Source organism: Tangfeifania diversioriginum (genome assembly GCF_900141875.1).
Classification (GTDB): domain Bacteria; phylum Bacteroidota; class Bacteroidia; order Bacteroidales; family Prolixibacteraceae; genus Tangfeifania; species Tangfeifania diversioriginum.
The window spans coordinates 1-17,768 of sequence record NZ_FQZE01000004.1; the positions used below are offsets into that span (position 1 = coordinate 1).

Annotated in this window: 13 protein-coding genes; 6 read left to right on the top strand and 7 right to left on the bottom strand. The window is 41.0% G+C overall.

The window, feature by feature from the left end; all coding sequences use genetic code 11:
* Positions 1 to 184 precede the first annotated feature (184 nt).
* Complete coding sequence (gene pncA, locus BUC07_RS03380) at positions 185 to 790, bottom strand: bifunctional nicotinamidase/pyrazinamidase (RefSeq protein ID WP_073166037.1); 606 nt, start codon at positions 788 to 790, stop codon at positions 185 to 187.
* Between the two features lie 175 nt (positions 791 to 965).
* On the bottom strand, positions 966 to 3,056 hold the full coding sequence (locus BUC07_RS03385) for a TonB-dependent receptor (RefSeq protein WP_073165576.1): 2,091 nt from the start codon (positions 3,054 to 3,056) through the stop codon (positions 966 to 968).
* A gap of 196 nt (positions 3,057 to 3,252) precedes the next feature.
* On the opposite strand from BUC07_RS03385, the gene BUC07_RS03390 reads away from it, so the two are divergent.
* From BUC07_RS03390 to BUC07_RS03400, 3 genes are all read left to right on the top strand, one after another.
* The gene (locus BUC07_RS03390) at positions 3,253 to 5,862 is read left to right on the top strand and encodes a glycosyl hydrolase (protein ID WP_175552453.1); all 2,610 of its coding nucleotides are present in this window, start codon (positions 3,253 to 3,255) and stop codon (positions 5,860 to 5,862) included.
* Positions 5,863 to 6,134: 272 nt separating this feature from the next.
* A complete protein-coding gene (locus tag BUC07_RS03395) occupies positions 6,135 to 7,121 on the top strand; it encodes a 3-keto-disaccharide hydrolase (protein ID WP_073165582.1) in 987 nt (328 codons plus the stop codon).
* Positions 7,122 to 7,358: 237 nt separating this feature from the next.
* Complete coding sequence (locus tag BUC07_RS03400) at positions 7,359 to 8,666, top strand: SO_0444 family Cu/Zn efflux transporter (RefSeq protein ID WP_073165585.1); 1,308 nt, start codon at positions 7,359 to 7,361, stop codon at positions 8,664 to 8,666.
* Positions 8,667 to 8,884: 218 nt separating this feature from the next.
* Here BUC07_RS03400 and BUC07_RS03405 read toward each other — a convergent pair whose 3' ends face one another.
* From BUC07_RS03405 to BUC07_RS03425, 5 genes are all read right to left on the bottom strand, one after another.
* Positions 8,885 to 9,547, bottom strand: a complete 663-nt coding sequence (locus BUC07_RS03405) for a dual OB domain-containing protein (RefSeq protein WP_073165588.1) — start codon at positions 9,545 to 9,547, stop codon at positions 8,885 to 8,887.
* A complete protein-coding gene (locus BUC07_RS03410) occupies positions 9,547 to 10,011 on the bottom strand; it encodes a DUF488 domain-containing protein (protein ID WP_073165591.1) in 465 nt (154 codons plus the stop codon). Before BUC07_RS03410 ends, BUC07_RS03405 begins: the two co-directional genes overlap by 1 nt.
* Positions 10,004 to 10,807 (bottom strand): DUF488 domain-containing protein, encoded by an 804-nt coding sequence (locus tag BUC07_RS03415; protein WP_073165594.1) that lies wholly within the window; start codon positions 10,805 to 10,807, stop codon positions 10,004 to 10,006. Before BUC07_RS03415 ends, BUC07_RS03410 begins: the two co-directional genes overlap by 8 nt.
* Position 10,808: 1 nt before the next feature.
* Positions 10,809 to 12,236 (bottom strand): HAD-IIIC family phosphatase, encoded by a 1,428-nt coding sequence (locus BUC07_RS03420; protein WP_073165597.1) that lies wholly within the window; start codon positions 12,234 to 12,236, stop codon positions 10,809 to 10,811.
* Between the two features lie 371 nt (positions 12,237 to 12,607).
* Positions 12,608 to 14,284: an FAD-dependent oxidoreductase gene (locus BUC07_RS03425; protein WP_073166040.1), complete on the bottom strand. Its 1,677-nt coding sequence runs from the start codon at positions 14,282 to 14,284 to the stop codon at positions 12,608 to 12,610.
* A gap of 97 nt (positions 14,285 to 14,381) precedes the next feature.
* On the opposite strand from BUC07_RS03425, the gene BUC07_RS03430 reads away from it, so the two are divergent.
* From BUC07_RS03430 to BUC07_RS03440, 3 genes are all read left to right on the top strand, one after another.
* Entirely contained in the window at positions 14,382 to 14,819 is a 438-nt protein-coding gene (locus BUC07_RS03430) for a response regulator (protein ID WP_073166042.1), read from the top strand.
* Between the two features lie 151 nt (positions 14,820 to 14,970).
* Complete coding sequence (locus tag BUC07_RS03435; protein WP_073165599.1) at positions 14,971 to 15,423, top strand: response regulator; 453 nt, start codon at positions 14,971 to 14,973, stop codon at positions 15,421 to 15,423.
* 46 nt (positions 15,424 to 15,469) lie between these two features.
* The gene (locus BUC07_RS03440; protein ID WP_073165602.1) at positions 15,470 to 17,767 is read left to right on the top strand and encodes a PAS domain S-box protein; all 2,298 of its coding nucleotides are present in this window, start codon (positions 15,470 to 15,472) and stop codon (positions 17,765 to 17,767) included.
* Position 17,768: the final 1 nt, after the last annotated feature.

Consider the following 17,768-nt stretch of genomic DNA (forward strand, 5'->3'; position numbering starts at 1 on the left):
ATAACAAGCTTTTACCTTCTCTGAGGGTAAAGGTATTTTCATCCCCTTCCAGGGGTTATCCCAAAGCCACGTCCTCTGGGCGTGGTTTTTTACTTAAAAATACAGCTTTCACTTTTAAATTTCACTTTTTTGCTTTGTAAAGTTCTCAACAATTACCGTTTAATTATTTTTTTGAGGGGGAGTTTTATAAGTATTTTGCTGAAATCTCTTTCAGTCCTAACCCCTGCAATTCAGCTTTCATTTCAGCAAACTTTTTATTGTCCAGGGCACGTGTGGCATCTTCAATCAAAGTGGCAGAAAACCCTTCTTTCTGCGCATCTTTTATTGAATAGTAAACACACACATCGGCAGCCAGGCCACAGAAATAAAGTTCAGTAGCTCCTTTCTCGCGAAGGTAACCTGCCAGCCCTGTGCTTTTTTTATGGCCGTTGTCGTAAAAACCACTGTAGCTGTCAATTTCCGAATCCATACCTTTTCGGAAAATGGTTTCGATTTTTGTTGTATTCAGTTCGGGGTGAAATTCAGCACCTTTTGAATCCTGAACGCAGTGATCGGGCCACAGAATTTGATCCATACCACCAAGTTCAATCATTTCAAAAGGTTCTTTCCCTTTGTGGTTCGAAGCAAAACTCATGTGGTTTTGCGGGTGCCAGTCCTGGGTAGCCACCACCAGATCGAATTTTTCCTGCAAGTTATTTACAACCGGAATTATTTCATCACCCGAAGGTACCTCCAGTGATCCGCCGGGTATAAAATCGTTTTGAATATCAATAAGAATCAGTGCTTTCATAACGCTTCGCTTTTTTTGTCCTTTGTTACGATCCAACGACATAACTATTAAAATGTTTGGAAATATCCAGGGAGTTTTACCCCACCCGTCAAGCCGCTTTCCGCGGCTCGACGGGTAACTCAAGTAGCAAATTCTCTTGGAAATATCAGTCGAGCGGACCTTCGCCGCTGAACGGTTAACGTTTGCGCCACCCCAACAGCACCGACACAAAATAGTTTCTCGGGTTTCCCGGGTAGTAGTAGCGGGGCAGACTGCCGCCAAACGAAGGCGCATTCACGGCGAGCATGGCAGCGTGGTGAACATCGAAAATATTTTGTACTCCGGCTTTTAATTCCAGCTTTATGCTCCCAAAATTCTTATTGAATGCGGCTTCAAAGTTGGTTAATCCATACGATTCTGTAAAATCTGAATTGGCATCATCCACCGGCATTTTACCGGTGAAGCGGTGCCAGGCTTTCATCTGAATATTTTCCACAGGGCTGAAATTCACTGCCAGCAGCCAGGTATTACGGGTGGTTCCGGGCAACAGGTTGCCGGAATAATCATTATCACCGTCAACAAAATCCTGAAAATGATAATTGGCAATGGTCGCATTTCCGCTCAAAACGAGCGAAGGGTAGGTTGCCGGATTTAACAATTCCCAGCGCAACGCTGCTTCCAGACCGGGGTGAAGCGATTTGCCAGCATTCACGCCCACATAAGCATCTTCTCCGGTACGGCGGGCCACCAGCAGGTTTTTAATGTAAATGCGGTAATAGCTCACCGTGGCCTGCAACCGGTTGTTCCAGTTTGCCCTGATGCCCGCCTCCAGGTTCCAGCCACTTTCCGGTTTTATGTCTGGATTAATCTGTCCTTCGGGCAACAGTGTCTCTTCGAACGAGGGAGTGGAAAATCCATGGCTCGCATTTCCAAAAACTGAAAATGTGCCGGATACTTTGTAATTGGCACCAATGCGGGGCGAGATGACCGGTTTGTAGGAGCGTTCGCCTGATTGGTCTCCATCATCCGGGAAATTATCGGTGTAATCGAAACGTGTGAGGTTGGCATTGGTACCTGCCGACAGAAAAAAACTGTCGCTAAAATTCAGTTCCAATTGCGCAAAAAGGTTTTCGTAAGCTCGTTTTTCGCTGTTGTTGGAAAGGGCATTTTCGGGATTGTCGTTCGACCAGGTGGACCAGTTGTATTTTTCGCGAAACAGTTCAATCCCCGATGTGAAAGTAGTTTTAACCACGTCGGTATTCCATATTTTCTGGTAGTAGCCACGCAATCCCAGGTAATCTGAATTTTCTTTCAATAGATTGAACGGGCGCGGCTCGTCGGCTTCGCGGAAACTTCCGAAACCGGCCAGCGATATTTTGTTGCGATTGCCGGGAAGAACATTTAGCGAAAGCCCCATTTGGCCTTTGGTGTAGGCTTCGTAACCTTCAATGCCTTTCCAGTTGGCAGCTGCTTTTTCAGGATGTTCCTGAAACGTGGGGGAGTCGAGCGAACTGGGAATGTATCCTTTCATTTTTGTGAATTTCAGCAAAGCCCCCAGCGTTATTTTTTCAGAAAAAGAATAGTTGGAATGCAGCAGAAAATTGCCCCTGTTTGTTGAGTTGTTCTCCCTGAAACCCTGGCTGTTCAGTATGGAACCCAGCGCGTAAAGATCGAGGTTGTTGGTTGTGGTTCCCGCTTCCAGCGTATTTTTATAGGTGTCAAACGAAGCAATTGTGGTTTGATGCTGCACGAAATTGTTTTTCAGGCTTTTGGGTTGAAAAAGCAGGGTGCCGCCCAGTCCGGCACCATACAAACTGGAAGAAGGCCCTTTGATAATTTCTACCCGCTGAATGGCTGAATTTTCGAGATCTTCCAGTGCCGTTTCACCATCTCCGCTGGTCAGTGGGATTTCACCAAAATAGGCCTTGATTTTATTGGTGGCATACGGCGTTCGCGAACCAATACCCCTTATGGTAAGCCGGTTGGTTGAGAGTGTGCCGTGGTGCATTAAAACGCCCGGCACCTGGTTCAGGGCTTCAACCGGTGTAAGCGCACTGCCTGTTTGGAGTAGTTCAGGTACAATCAAATTAACGGGGGCAGGCGTGTTTCTCAAATTGTATGGTGCCCTGAAAGCAGTTACCGTAACCGCATCGATTTCGCCTGATAGTGACGTGGTGTCCTGAAAAGTGACTTGCTGTGTTGTGTCACTTAGTGAAAAATGTGTATTCGCGCTTGTGACAGCACTCACTATCAAAAAAATAATAAGACCCGAATTTTTTAATCCCATGGCAATATTTTACCGTTTAATGATTGTTGATTTCTGTTTTTTGTTATTTTAACAAATTCAAATGTAAAATAAGAACAATGAATAAACGGGATATTTTGTTCGCATTTTTATTAATTTTTTCAATCATTGCGAAGGGGCAATTGTTGAACATCCGCTTATTGGCAGGCATTATTAAATAAAACTTTACAAAATGAAAATGAACAGATTATTTTTTCTACTTTCTTTCTTCATTTTAATTTCATGTTCTTCAGATAAACAACAGTTGACATGGCCGGAAGCCACGGCAGAATCGAAACCCTGGACACGTTGGTGGTGGATGGGCAATGCAGTTGATAAAGAAAATATAAGCCGCGAGTTAGACGAAATGGCCGAAATGGGTATCGGCGGTGTGGAAATAACTCCGATTTACGGCGTGCGAGGCGAGGAAGATCGTTTCATTGAATATTTATCTCCGGAGTTTTCCGATATGCTGCAATTCACCATTGAAAAAGCCCACAGCCTGAACATGGGAGTGGATTTGCCTCCGGGCAGCGGCTGGCGTTGCGGCGGGCCGTTTGTCCCCGAAGAAAAAGGATTGTGGTCGCTACGCGTGCACAAGCAGCAAATCCGAAAAGGGAAAACTGCTGAAAAGCCTGATGTTCCTGTAATTGCAATAGCTTCGTTTGTTGATGAAAACAACGAGGCCACTGCTTTTAATCCGGATGAAAATTTTACGGCTCCGGCAAACGGAACAGTATATTTTGCTGAACGCCTGAAAAACCGCGATATGGTAAAACGCGCCTCCGACGGCGGAAAAGGCTGGGCAATAGACACGTTCAACGAAGAAATTACCGACTGGTACCTAAATGAAATATGGGAACGCCTGGAAATTGACAAAGGGTTAATTCGCTGCTTTTTTCACGATTCGTTTGAATATACCGGCGATTTTACCACTCATTTTACAGAGGAATTTAAAACGCGAAGAGGTTACGATTTGGCCGAATACCTGCATGTGCTGGCTGGTGATTCTGAGGAAGAAGAAATTATAGCACGGGTAAAGTCGGATTACCGCGAAACGTTGTCTGACCTCGTGCTGGAATCTTTTATTGACCCAATGACCGAATGGGCCAACAGTCACCAGAGCCTGAACCGCAACCAGGCGCACGGTTCGCCGGGCAATATTCTCGATTTATATGCAGCCTGTGATATTCCTGAAACCGAAATATTCAGGACTGTAGAACCGGGGACCGTGGATGTTTTTGTGAACAAATTTGCTTCTTCGGCGGCGCATGTTACCGGACAAAAACTGGTTTCATCCGAAAGCTACACCTGGCTCGACGAGCACTGGACGGTAACCACTTCCGACATGATGCGGGCTACCAACCGGTTTTTTCTGGCCGGAATCAATCACATGTTTTTTCACGGAACCTGTTATTCGCCCGATGATGCCGAATGGCCGGGCTGGCTGTTTTACGCTTCTACACAGGTAAACAACCGTAATCCGCTGTGGCGCGAAATGCCGGCGCTGTTTAAATACATCGAACGCAGCCAGACGGTTCTGCAAAAGTCAACTGCCAAAAACGATGTGCTGGTGTACTGGCCCTATTATGATGTGGCCGCCGGAAAAGGACGGTTGTTCAACCACCTCGGGGTGAACAAAGATGCCGGCTGGTTTATTACTCATCCCATTAATGAGCTGTCGGAATCGTTAATGGAAGCAGGATACACATTCGATTACATTTCGGATAAACAACTGTTAAATTGTGAAATGATAGATGATGAAATTGTAACCGGAGGTGATGCCAACTATAAAGCTGTTGTGGTTCCAAAAACAAAATACATTCCGCTGGAAACAATGCAGCAACTCAGGCAATTTGTTGATGAGGGCGGAACAGTTTATTTTGATGAATTTCTGCCTGAAAGCGTGCCGGGAATGTTTAATTTGGAAGAAAGGGAACGGCAGTTGAAAACAGTAAAAACTGACCTCAGTGAGCATGCAGGAAATGTGGTCGATTTGCTGAGCAACGCAGGAATTTCAGGCGAGCAATCGCTTGCTGAAAAAGGATTTCATTTTTTGAAAATGAAAAATGAAAACGAAGACTGGTACATGGTTTTTAACTGCAATTCAACAGCGCTCGATGAGTGGGTGGACCTTCAGTCGACTGCGCAGGAATACCTGTTTTATTTTCCTGAAAACGGCGAAATATCAACCGCAGAAAGCAACAACAACTCGGTACGGATTCAGCTGGAACCGGAAAGAACTGTATTCATCCGTTGCCTAAATAAAAAAGTATATGCGCCCGCTTTTACCTATTTTGAACCGGAACAAAACAGCCGCGAAATTGAAGGGATGTGGAAAATCAGTTTTTTGGAAGGCGGACCGGTTTATCCGGGTGACGTTGCCACCGATCAACTGGTTTCGTGGACTGAAATAGGCGATGAGCAAACTCAAAGGTTTGCCGGGACTGCGCGCTACTCCATCGAATTCAACTGGAATGAAAATCAAAGCTCTGCCTTTTTGAATCTTGGTAAAGTGAAAGATTGTGCCCGGGTGAAACTAAACGGGGAACTTGCAGGGGCACTTTTGGGGCCTTCTTATAAAGTGAAAGTGGACAATTTGCAACAGGGCAAAAACCTGCTGGAAGTTGAGGTTACCAACGTGGCGGCCAACCGCATTCGCGACCTAGATATTCGGGGAGTTGACTGGAAAAAATTTCACGACATCAATTTTGTGAACATCGAATACGAACCATTTGATGCTTCCGGCTGGGAAATTAAAGATGCCGGACTACTTGGGCCGGTAACCCTGACTGGTATTGATGAATGAGCAATCGGCGGTAGTTTTGTTTTGCGTGTTCTGGTTTAATGACAACTCGGCACGGCTATGACTCAGTAAAACTTTCTTTTTAACACTTGCCATGTTATTGGTTAGCATAATGATTTTAATTACACCGGCCAAAAACAACCGTTCAGGTAGGCAGATATCTTCAGAATGAATTGTATTTAAAATTTTCTCCCATTACCGTTTTTATGTAGATTTGTCCTGAAAGTTAAAATTTGTCTGCACGGCAGGCGTTGTTACATTTTTAAAATTTTATCATGATGAAAATATTCAAAAACTTCTTTTTACTGTTTGTGCTAACCTTAGGCATCAGTTTTTCCGCGTTGGCACAATCTTCCGATGATGGTATGGGCGTGATTGGCAAGTGGGATCTTACCATTGTTATCGGGGACGATGATATGGAAGAGCTCGGGCTTTTCCGCCATGGATTAATGAGTGATGCCGGATTTCCCGGTTGGCTGGAAGTTAAACTTTCAGGATTTTCCACTCTTGTGGGGCGTTATGTGGGTTACGAAGGAAGCGCCCGCCCCGTTTCAAAAATCAACTATTCTCCGGAAACCGGAAAATACAATTTTACCATCCCCCCGCAGTGGATGGATATTGAAGATCTCTATTTTGAATTTTCGCTGGAAGATAATAAACTGAAGGGCTACATGATGCTCGACGGCCATAAATTGGAGTGGACCGGTGTGCGGGCACCAAGCCTTAAACGCGAAGAACCACCGGTTTGGGGAAATCCCAAAAACCTGCTGGATGACAATATGTCGAGTTGGATTATTCCGGCAAACAACAAATTTCGTATGGTTGACGGCGTTATGGTCAATCAGGAATCAGGTGGTAACCTGGTGACGAAAGAAAAATTCGATGATTTTAAACTGAGCGTTGAATTTCGTTATCCGAAGGGAAGCAACAGCGGAATCTATTTGCGCGGACGTTATGAAATGCAGATTGTGGACAGTTTTGCCGTCAGCAACATAACTACCGGCGGAATCTATGGATTTATTGCACCGGCATTATATGCAGGAGCAAAGCCAGGGGAGTGGCAAACTTTTGAAATTACATTGGTAGGCCGGCACTTAACGTTAGTGCATAATGGAATCGAGGTGATTTCTAACCGGCCAATTCCGGGAATTACCGGTGGCTCGCTCAACAGCAATGAAGGAACACCGGGACCAATTATGATTCAGGGCGACCACGGCTCGGTTGAATTCCGTAAATTTGTAATTACTCCGGCAGTGAACTGATTCGCTTTGTGGTGATTAATATTTAACAAGGGGATATTCATTATTTTGAATATCCCCTTGTTTTTTTGCATCCGCTGAAAATCCAGGTACAAGACAAAAATCTGTTTTCCTGCATTATAAGTTATTTGCCCCTTCTTCAGCGCATAGATTAAAAAATGATGCAGAGTCTTTTTATTTATGTGGATCTAAAACAAGCATTGAATTTGAATTGTTATTTTTGCAGAAAAAAAGATATTTATGTTGATATATATAGAAGAATATTTTTCAGAGTTGTGGTTCCTTGTGCTCGAAATGGCGCCGTGGCTTTTACTGGGGCTGATTTTTGCCGGTTTATTAAAAGTGTATTTTCCGCAGCGGCACATCGATAAGTATTTGGGAAAATCCAATTTTCGGTCGGCTTTTAATGCATCACTGCTTGGAATTCCAATGCCTTTGTGCTCTTGCGGAGTAATTCCAACCGGGATTTCGTTTTTCAGAAATGGTGCCTCCAAAGGCGCGTCCAACTCTTTTCTGATTTCAACACCCCAAACCGGTGTGGATTCAATTTTGGCAACCTATTCCATGCTGGGCTGGCCATTTGCTGTTTTACGCCCGGTAGTTGCCTTTTTTACAGGCATTGTCGGCGGTGTTTTTACCAATATTTTTGTGAAGGACAAACCTGCAGAGCAGTCATCATCCTATTCAAATTTGAAAATTGATACAGCTGCCATCAACAATGAAAAGGATAACTGCAACGATGATTCCTGTAATTGCGATGAGCCGGAAAAGAAAGACAACAGGCATTCGGTTGTGCGAGCGGCCGATTATGCTTTTGTTGAATTGTTGCAGGACATTGCCAAATGGCTGGTTATTGGCTTTTTGCTGGCTGCCTTAATTTCTGTGGCTTTGCCCGAGGATTTTTTTAGCATGTTCAGTGGAATGGGAATTGTTGAGCTGCTGGTTATACTGGCTGCCTCAATACCGCTCTACATTTGCGCCACAGGGTCAATCCCTATTGCAGCAGTTTTATTAATGAAAGGTATTTCGCCGGGGGCGGCACTTGTTTTTCTGATGGCCGGCCCGGCAACTAATGTAGCCACCATAACCGTGCTGGCTAAAACCATGGGACGAAAATCACTCACTGCTTATTTGGCTTCCATCATAGGAGGAGCACTTCTTTTTGGCGTGCTCATTAACTGGCTGATTCCTGCCGATTTTATTCTGAGCAAAGTAGTGCATGTGCATGGCGAACACCAAATGCTGCCCGACTGGCTGATGTGGACCTCTGCCATTGTGTTGATTGTTTCTATGGTAGGCGGATATTTTTATTCAATCTTTAAAAAGAAAAGCAAAATGGAAAAAACAGAAGGAATAACAGTAAAAGTAACCGGAATGACTTGCTCGCATTGCGAAGCCAACGTGAAAAGAAACCTTGAAGCATTGAAAGGAATTACAAATGTAATAGCCGATAACAACAGCGAAACTGTGAAAATTACCGGAGCCGGTTTCGATCTGGCAAAAGTAAAAGAAACCGTCAACGGGCTGGGGTACCAGTATGTGGGGTAGCCTGACTAACAGTTTTGAGATTGAAAAAGAGGGGTTACATTCCGATGTTGGAACTCCGCAACCAAATCAGGCCAAACACGGCCTTGTTTCCTATAACTTAGCGAACTGCGGTATATGATACCCGTATCAGCCAGCTGGCGGATGGTGTGAGAGGAGCATTGGCGGACTTTTAGTCTATCAGCCGTCTACTCGATTGTGTGCTGTGGCTTTATGTCAAATTATATTTCATAAATCTTACTTACAAATTTATATGCTCGTTTTTCACCTGTTTCAGGATGAGTCCAATCATCAATTTCTTTTGGGATTGAAATCACGATATACGCATTATCAAATGTAACGTCACCCTGTTTTATTTTGTCATAAAAATCTTGGTCTGTCATAGAAATTCCCTTAATTCTGTATCGCGCACCGCTCCAATCAAAATCAATTTTTGCCTTATCCCTTTCATTACTATAAATTCTTACATTATCCACTTTCATTATTGATTCTGACGGATTACTTATAGCATCAAATTCATTTTCATTCAGATATGCTTTATAATTGCTCCAAAAACCTTTATAAGCGTATTTTTGATATGCCCAATCAAGAACTTCCTTGTCTGTTCCGTTTCCATTTTTCAAGTGTCCTTTACCTTTATTCTTGCATGAACCATTATCAATAACCCAATTTTCTTGTTGTTTTCCTTGAGGTATTGGTCTGCCATCAAATTCAATAATGTCAAGAGGTTTTGCAAAGTCAATTTCATGCCCTTGGACTGCACCTGCATGACCATCATCTTTAACTATTCTAATCCATTTGCTAGGGTCATCTAAATCAAGTCCTCCTGGACATAAACCGCCCTCTTTACAACTGACTGCTATTAATAATACTTTCTTTTTCATTACAAATTGCCTCCAAATTTTATAGCACTACTAAATTTATTGAGCAAAACTTCGCTAATCACTCTTCTATGGCATTTTTCAGTAGTGGGCTCTGAGCAAAGCAAAACAACATTATGATATTTGTTAAATTGCTCCACAAAATTCTCAATCTTTGATTCCCTTTCCAATTGTTGCTTAAATGCTTTTTCAAACAATTTGTAATCTTTACTCATTGCAGAACCTTTGGTTCTTACCTCTTTTAATAATTCCTTTTTAGGGGCAAAGTCAACTCTGTGGACGTATTTGCATCCGTCAGCTAGTTTGTCTAAAAAATAAGGTAAGTCCTTTTCAAAAGCAAACCTTGATAACTGTCCATTGGGGTTTAATCTCACATCAACAAGACAATCAATTTTATTATTCCTTAAAATACCAAAAAATTCTTCTGCTGTTTTTTGGGTAAAACCAATGTTAAATAAATTAATCATAATTTTCAAAATTATTATAGTTAGTATTTTTTGCTTTTTTCCATCCGTGCATTAAGTTCCAGTATCTGTCAGAGAAATCATTTACTTTTTCTTGTTGGTTATTACCAAAATAATTTTCAATTTTTGCTGGTTCAAAAATCGTAGAATTTAAAATATCTAATTTCTTAATTTCAGATTTATTAAATATTATTTCAGATAACTGGTTGTTTAAATTTGCATTAGAAACAGTGTCAATTTTAGCACTTTTGTTTTGAATGATATGTTCTACATCTAACCATTCTCCATATTTTTGCTCAACCGTTTTACTTACTAAAAAATACCGATGACAGTCAATTGGTTTTTTCTCGCTACAGATAAGGGCGAGAGTGTAATTATTATCATATGCCGTTTCTATTCTTTTTATTCCATCTGCAAAATATTCATCTTTCCTAAATTTCTGAAAATCGACTATCTCTTCATAATCTAATAGTTCAGCATCTTCGGGTCTGTTGCTCTTTGGAATAGGAAATATATCTTCAAAAAAGATATCTGAAGCTTTAGAAAATACATCTTGCATTGGACTTGCTTTTGCTCCCAATTCTGGCATATGACCATATGAAATAGAAAAATGTTTACTTGCAGCTTTTAAATTGTCGGCATTGCATTGTGGATACTGCTTGGAATAAGGCATAGAGCGAACATCAATTAAATGAGTAACATTAAATTCTTTTAACGTTTTGAACATTTTTTCAATGTCAATAACAGCTCCATTTTGAAATAACGTATAGCCCAGTGTGTATAATTTTCGTCTTTCCATTTTATAATTCTCTCAAATTTGTGTTATCGTCCATTTTATCTGCAATTTCTTTTGAAACTATTATTTCAAATTTATCATTTTTGTCGTTATTCATAAATGCATCCGAATATTTAACCAATAGTTCTCTAACTTTTTGATTGTATTCTGTGTTATGATAATTAATGAATATCTTATTAGCATTAGTGTTTTTTTGTATGTACAACAATATAAACTCTTCAAGACCTATTCCAAAATATCTGCAACTTATTCCCCAGTTGTGAATAAGAAAAGTGTCGTTTGAAATGGTGTAAGTGATTGCTGAGCAGATTCCCAAATTTTCACCATTTTCTCTATGTATCTCAAAATATAATGATTTTGCATCACTATCAAAAAAATCATTATTACGTGAGAATTTGAATTGATTTGATTTAGAATATAATTTAATGGATTCTGTATGTTTTTCGTCCTTGATTACTTTGACAGATAATTTAGGCAAAGTGTTTTGAGTACGTTCCGTTTGAATTATTCTATATTGTTTTCTTCTATTTTGTGAATTTAAGGACAACTCATCTCTTTCAAATATACATCCAGCAATTAATTGAGTTACTAATTCACTATGATTTGACCATTCTGGGACAAATACTTCTGGCAATTTAAGTTTCACTTCATCTCTAACGATTTGATTATCGTCAATAAATACGATTGAATTTGGCAAAATCGAGAGTTGTTCTGCTATTAATTTAATATTTTTACTCTTATCGTTATAATTTGCAATAATATAATCAATCTGATTTCTTATCGGAAAAATGTTTTCATCCAATTTATGTATTGCTGATTCTACCATTTTAGAATCATTTCTTGAACATATTGTGATAAAAATGCCTAACTCATTCGCCAGAGTTTTAACAAATTTCATGAAGGTGATAAATGGAGTCCCTTCTTCAGAATGCAAATTTCCATTTATTTTATCTATTCCGACTTCAGAAAGAGTTCCGTTCCATAATGTATCATCCAAATCAAGAACAATTGCTTTGTATAGAATTTTCGATTTGCTAATTATCTGTGCTACAATCTGTATAATGATTATGCCAACTGGAGGTATATCTGTTTTAACTGAAAGGTCAACAATAGTCGGTAAATTTTGGATTTTATATTCAAAGTTACTAAAAGAATCCTTTGTGATATTTTTGCAACAAATTTCTAAGTGATTAATGCTTTCTTCATTTTCTTCAAATTCTATAGTGAATTTGTTCTCTTTGAGTTTATCAAACAAGTTTGTTAAAGCCGTGTCATTTTTTGTAATAAACCCTTTCAGTCCTGAGATTGAAATAATAAATTCGTCATTATTGTAGCTACGAAATTTTTTGACAAAATCATTTATAAAAACACATAGAAATAAATTCTCAGTTTTTTGATAATTAGCATCCTTTATTTTTTTTGACTTAGTCATTTTTTCTAGTCATTGTATTTCGCCCTTTTTTATCTTATTATTGGTTTTATGTTGCACCGCTGTTCTTTTACCATTGCACACAACTCTGTTGTCTGTAATCCATAATTAAACAATATTTCCACCCATCGAAAATATTATCAACCTTTGTATCTCATGATATAATTCGGCTTCCTTCTTATATTGTAAAAAGAAGTTGAGTAAGCAAGGAATGGGGGGTGGAATTTTCGGTTCGGAATTTAACATAGGTTTTGGTTTTTTTACCGGATGACATTATATTTTAAAAGCAAACCTAAGAATTGCGGGAGAAAAAAGCAAGCGGGAACCGGAATTTTGTTCGATTCCGGCGTTGCATGGTTTGCACGTGTAAGCGGTTATTCACCCACCGCATCTTCCATTGTCAGTACCTGTCCCTTCTCCAGCAGTAGGCTTTTCAGTTTTTCATAATCCACATCCTGGAGGGCGATATTTTCATCAATAGCTATGCTGGCAGCTGCTGCCGCCGATTGCCCCAAAATCATAAATACCGGTTCCATACGTATGGAGCCAAAGGCAATGTGGCTGGCCGATGCACAAACCGGAACCAGTAAATTCCGGCACTCTTCTTTTTGCGGGACAATTGAACCGTAGGCAATTTCATAAGGCCCTGGCAGCCCAACACCAATGTCGCCCTCGTTTTGCACATGTCCGTCTTCAGTAACATAGCGCTGCACATTGTGCGAGTCGATGGTGTAAGACCCCATCCCAATTGAGCGCGGGGTGGGCGTGCGTTTCATCAGCTCGTTTTCGGTCATTACAAACTCGCCAATCATGCGGCGGGCTTCGCGCACGTAAATCTGGTGAGGCCAGTTGCCGTTGTCGGTAAATTCATCTTTGGCGAGGCCCCATTTTTGCATTTCGGTTTGAATTTCTTCCGGTACCCGCGGGTCGTTGGCCACAAACCAAAGCAGGCCTTTCTGGTAGGTTTCGTGTTCTTTGATGATTTCTTTCCGGCGTCCATAACTTGCTTCGGGGTAATCGTAATTCATGCCAATATTATCGCTGCTAAACGGGCCGTGGTTGTTGGTGTCGGTTTTACGGTTGGGTATGGCATCGAATTTTTGGAACCACTCGCGCCAGCCGGCATCGAAAATACGCACCAGAAGTTCATATTGGGTTGAGTCGTAACCTTCCGGTTTGGGAAAAGGAATGCGGTTTTCAGGATGATTGGTCATGCATGTCCGGAAACAGTAGGCCTGAATTCGGTGGTCGCCTTCCCCTTTTTTACCCGGAGGATTATTACTGATGCGTGGCAGCAATCCGCTTGAAGGGTCGTCGGAAACCCAATAGGGATCGATGGGAGTATCTAATACACTGAAATTATGCCCGTGCTGAAAAACACCGGTTTGCACTCCGTTCCAGTTCTCATCATATTTGTCGTTCCCTTCGCGTCCTACATGGTAACTCACACCAGCAGCGGCCATTAAATCGCCCTCGTAGGTGGCATCCAAAAATATTTTTCCCTCGTATGTTTTCCCTGAAAGGGTTGTGATGGATTTAATTTTCCCGTTGGATTTATCCACACCGTTTTTCCGGTCGAGCCATTCATCGCGGAAAACAGTTATGCCGAATTCTTCAATATAATTTTCAAATACCTGTTCGGCCACATGTGGTTCAAAAATCCACATGGTACGCATGTCGCCGTCAATAGCGGGAGTGCCTTGTCCGGTGTTTCCGTATTCGTCTTTTTCCATCCATTTCCAGGCATCGTTTGTTTGGTAATGATTGTAAATGCGGTGGTAAAAATCGCGCGCGAGCCCGCCAATCACTTCTTTTCTGCCTGTATCGGTAAACCCCAGTCCACCCGATGTGAGCCCACCCAGGTGTTTGTCGGGTGAAACCATAATTACCGATTTCCCGGTTTGTGCCACTTCAACAGCAGCAATTACTGCAGCCGATGTGCCTCCATAAATTATAACATCACCGGTATAGTTTTCAGTTGAATTATTGATTGATTTACAGCTGGTAAGAAGAATAGCGGTCAGTAAAAATGTTGTCAGTAATAGTTTCATTTCATTTAGATTTGCCTTAAATATAAAAATAATTTGTCTCTGGATATTCATTAAATTATTCATAACTTTGAAATTAACCATAAAACATAATTTGAACATGAATTACAACGAAATTGAAATTTTGATTGTTGAAGATAACCCAAACGATGCTGAAATGGCATTGCGGGCCCTCAAAAAAAATAACCTCACCAATAAAGTGCTTATTGTTGGCGATGGGGAAGAGGCCCTCGATTTTGTTTTTGCCAAAGGGAAATTCTCGGGGCGCGAACAAACCCACCGGCCAAAAATAATTCTGCTCGATTTAAAATTACCCAAAATTGACGGACTTGAAGTATTGGAGGCGATAAAAAGTAATCCCAAAACCCAGGCTATTCCCGTAATTATTTTAACGTCGTCAAAAGAAGAGAAAGATATGGTTGAAAGCTATCGCCTGGGCGTAAATAGCTATATTGTTAAACCGGTTGATTTCGATAAATTTGTTGATGCTGTTAGAGATTTGGGCCTGTACTGGCTTTTGCTCAACCAGCAGCCATAATCGTATTCAAACTTATTATCTTTTTTGATTTTTTTATATTCTAAAAGTTCAGATTTTAAGAGGTGACGGGCAATTTAGCCCACTTTACAAAAGAATACAATTGTTACATTTGATTTGAAATAAATATTTATAATTTGCAACAAAAACAGCAATGGGAGATTATAACCAAATTGAAATACTGTTGGTTGAAGACAACCCGCACGATGCAGAAATGGCATTGAGAGCCTTAAAAAAGAATAATCTTTCGAATAAAGTACTTGTGGTAACCGATGGGGAGGAAGCACTCGATTTTATATTCGCCAGGGGGAAATTCTCTGGCAGGGACAAAGATTTTAACCACCTCCCCAAAATGATTTTACTCGATTTAAAGTTGCCTAAAGTAAATGGAATTGAAGTTTTAAAAGAGATAAAGAGTAATCCTGAAACACAAGTAATTCCGGTAATTGTGCTCACTTCATCGCAGGAAGATAAGGATATTGTGGAGAGTTACAAACTTGGCGTGAACAGTTACATTGTGAAGCCGGTGGATTTTGACAAATTTGTGGAAGCCGTCCGTCATCTTGGTTTTTATTGGTTATTATTAAATAAACAGCCACAATTGTAAAATCCCTTAATTTAATATATTTGATGCCGAATTAATTGTTTGAAAAATGAGCCTGGAGAATCAGCCCATACGAATCCTGTTTGCAGAAGACCTGCCTGCCGATGCAGAAATGGCACGGCGTGAAATAAAAAAAGGAGGCCTTGAGTTTATTTACAAAGTGGTGGACACAGAACCCGATTTCAGAAAACAACTGGATGGATTCAATCCGCATGTTGTGGTATCTGATTATTCCATGCCCACATTTGATGGAATGACCGCCCTGAAAATTACCCTTGCCCACTCAGCTTTTCTTCCTATTATCATTCTTACCGGCTCAATGAATGAAGAAACAGCGGTTGCCTGCATGAAAGCCGGCGCAACCGACTATGTAATAAAAGAACAGATTAAGCGCCTGCCGTACGCGGTAAAGGATGCCATTGAAAAGAGCCGCGACAAACAGGAAAAAGACAGAATTGAAAAACAACTCCACGATAGCCTTGCTGAATTCAAAGATTTGATTAACGGGATGAACGAAACGGTTTGGATTATTCATCCCGACGGAACGCTTTTAGACGTTAACGAAAGGGCCGGTAAAGTAACGGGATACTCCAGGGAAGAGCTTCTTCAGAGAGGCATTTTCAGAATTGACAACAACCTGAGTGAAGCGGATATTAAACAACTGGCCCGAAACCTACAAACCGAAAAGACACAGTTTTTCCACACTGTTCACACAACTAAAGAAGGGAAGAAAATACCGGTTGAAATCAACTCGAGCCTGATAAAATACAGGGGACAGAACGTTATTCTCAGCGTGGCCAGGGATATTTCGGACCGAATCCGGATTGAAGACAAACTCCGGCTGCTCAGCCGCTCGGTGGATCAAAGTCCGGTAAGCATTGTAATTACCGATGTGGAAGGACACATTGAATATGTAAATGCTGCTTTTACAAAAATTACCGGTTATAGCTTTGAAGAAGTGGAAGGTAGGACCCCGCGAATATTTAAATCGGGCAAACAATTGGGACCGTTTTACGAACAACTGTGGAATACGCTGCTTTCAGGCCATGAATGGCACGGAGAGCTTATAAACAAAAAGAAGAACGGTGAAGATTTTTGGGAAGACATTTCCATTTCACCGATTATGGATAATAAAGGAAAAATCACTCATTTTGTTTCGGTTAGGGAAGATATTACCGAGAAGAAAAAGATGATTGAAGACCTGATGGTTGCCAAAGAACGCGCCGAAGAAAGCGACCGGTTAAAATCAGCTTTTCTTGCCAACATGAGCCACGAAATCCGCACTCCGATGAACGGAATTCTCGGTTTTACCGAATTGCTGAAAGAACCTAAATTAGCAGGAGAAGAAAAAGTTCAGTATGTGGAAATTATTCAGAAAAGCGGTAAGCGCATGCTCGATACCATTAACGATTTAATCGATATTTCAACCATTGAATCGGGTACTTTGGAAGTCAATTATTCAAAGGTGAATGTAAATGAACAATTAAATTATTTCTATAACTTTTTTAAACCGGAAGCTGAAAGCAGGGGCCTGCAAATTTTCTGTCATTCTCCGCTTACTGACGATGAAGCTGATATTGTTACAGATGCTGAAAAATTGAATGCAGCACTTTCGAACCTGATAAAGAATGCCATAAAATACACCAACGAAGGGAAGATTGAATTTGGGTATAAAAAAGAATCAACCCATCAGTTGGAATTTTTTGTAAAGGATACAGGAATTGGTATTGAAAGAGAAAGGCAAAGCTCTGTTTTTAAGCGGTTTGTTCAGGCTGATAACAGCTTGTCGAAACCCTACGAGGGAGCCGGTTTGGGACTTTCGATAGCCAAAGGGTACATTGAAAAACTGGGCGGGAAAATATGGCTGGATTCTGAAAAGGGAAAAGGCTCAAGTTTTTATTTTACTGTGCCTTGCCGTGAAACACCGAATACAAAAATTTCAGAAAAAGCTACGGTAGAAGATTTGCCAATTGATGTCACTTTAAAAGATCTTACCATTTTGGTTGCCGAAGATGAAGAAGTGGGGCGGATGTACCTCGCCGAGATATTGGATGATAAATGTAAAAAACTGTTGTTTGCCGAAAATGGACAGGAGGCCGTTGCGCTTTATAAACAACACCCTGAAACCGACCTGGTGCTGATGGATATTAAAATGCCGGTGATGGACGGTTACACAGCTACAATGAAAATAAAAGAAATTGACAGCGATGCACTGATTATTGCACAAACGGCTTATGCTCTTGCAGGCGATAAAGAGAAAGCCCTGGCAGCAGGTTGCCGCGACTACCTCACAAAACCATTGAAAAAATTGCACATGGAGGCGGTCATTCAAAAATATTTTGGGTAAA

Bases quoted from the DNA above. Each gene is read 5' to 3' on its own strand.
- BUC07_RS03400 (WP_073165585.1), top strand. From the start codon at position 7,359: ATGTTGATATATATAGAAGAATATTTTTCAGAGTTGTGGTTCCTTGTG.
- BUC07_RS03390 (WP_175552453.1), top strand. From the start codon at position 3,253: ATGAACAGATTATTTTTTCTACTTTCTTTCTTCATTTTAATTTCATGT.
- BUC07_RS03435 (WP_073165599.1), top strand. From the start codon at position 14,971: ATGGGAGATTATAACCAAATTGAAATACTGTTGGTTGAAGACAACCCG.
- BUC07_RS03405 (WP_073165588.1), bottom strand. From the start codon at position 9,547: ATGAAAAAGAAAGTATTATTAATAGCAGTCAGTTGTAAAGAGGGCGGT.
- BUC07_RS03385 (WP_073165576.1), bottom strand. From the start codon at position 3,056: ATGGGATTAAAAAATTCGGGTCTTATTATTTTTTTGATAGTGAGTGCT.
- pncA (WP_073166037.1), bottom strand. From the start codon at position 790: ATGAAAGCACTGATTCTTATTGATATTCAAAACGATTTTATACCCGGC.
- BUC07_RS03410 (WP_073165591.1), bottom strand. From the start codon at position 10,011: ATGATTAATTTATTTAACATTGGTTTTACCCAAAAAACAGCAGAAGAA.
- BUC07_RS03395 (WP_073165582.1), top strand. From the start codon at position 6,135: ATGATGAAAATATTCAAAAACTTCTTTTTACTGTTTGTGCTAACCTTA.
- BUC07_RS03425 (WP_073166040.1), bottom strand. From the start codon at position 14,284: ATGAAACTATTACTGACAACATTTTTACTGACCGCTATTCTTCTTACC.
- BUC07_RS03430 (WP_073166042.1), top strand. From the start codon at position 14,382: ATGAATTACAACGAAATTGAAATTTTGATTGTTGAAGATAACCCAAAC.
- BUC07_RS03415 (WP_073165594.1), bottom strand. From the start codon at position 10,807: ATGGAAAGACGAAAATTATACACACTGGGCTATACGTTATTTCAAAAT.
- BUC07_RS03440 (WP_073165602.1), top strand. From the start codon at position 15,470: ATGAGCCTGGAGAATCAGCCCATACGAATCCTGTTTGCAGAAGACCTG.
- BUC07_RS03420 (WP_073165597.1), bottom strand. From the start codon at position 12,236: ATGACTAAGTCAAAAAAAATAAAGGATGCTAATTATCAAAAAACTGAG.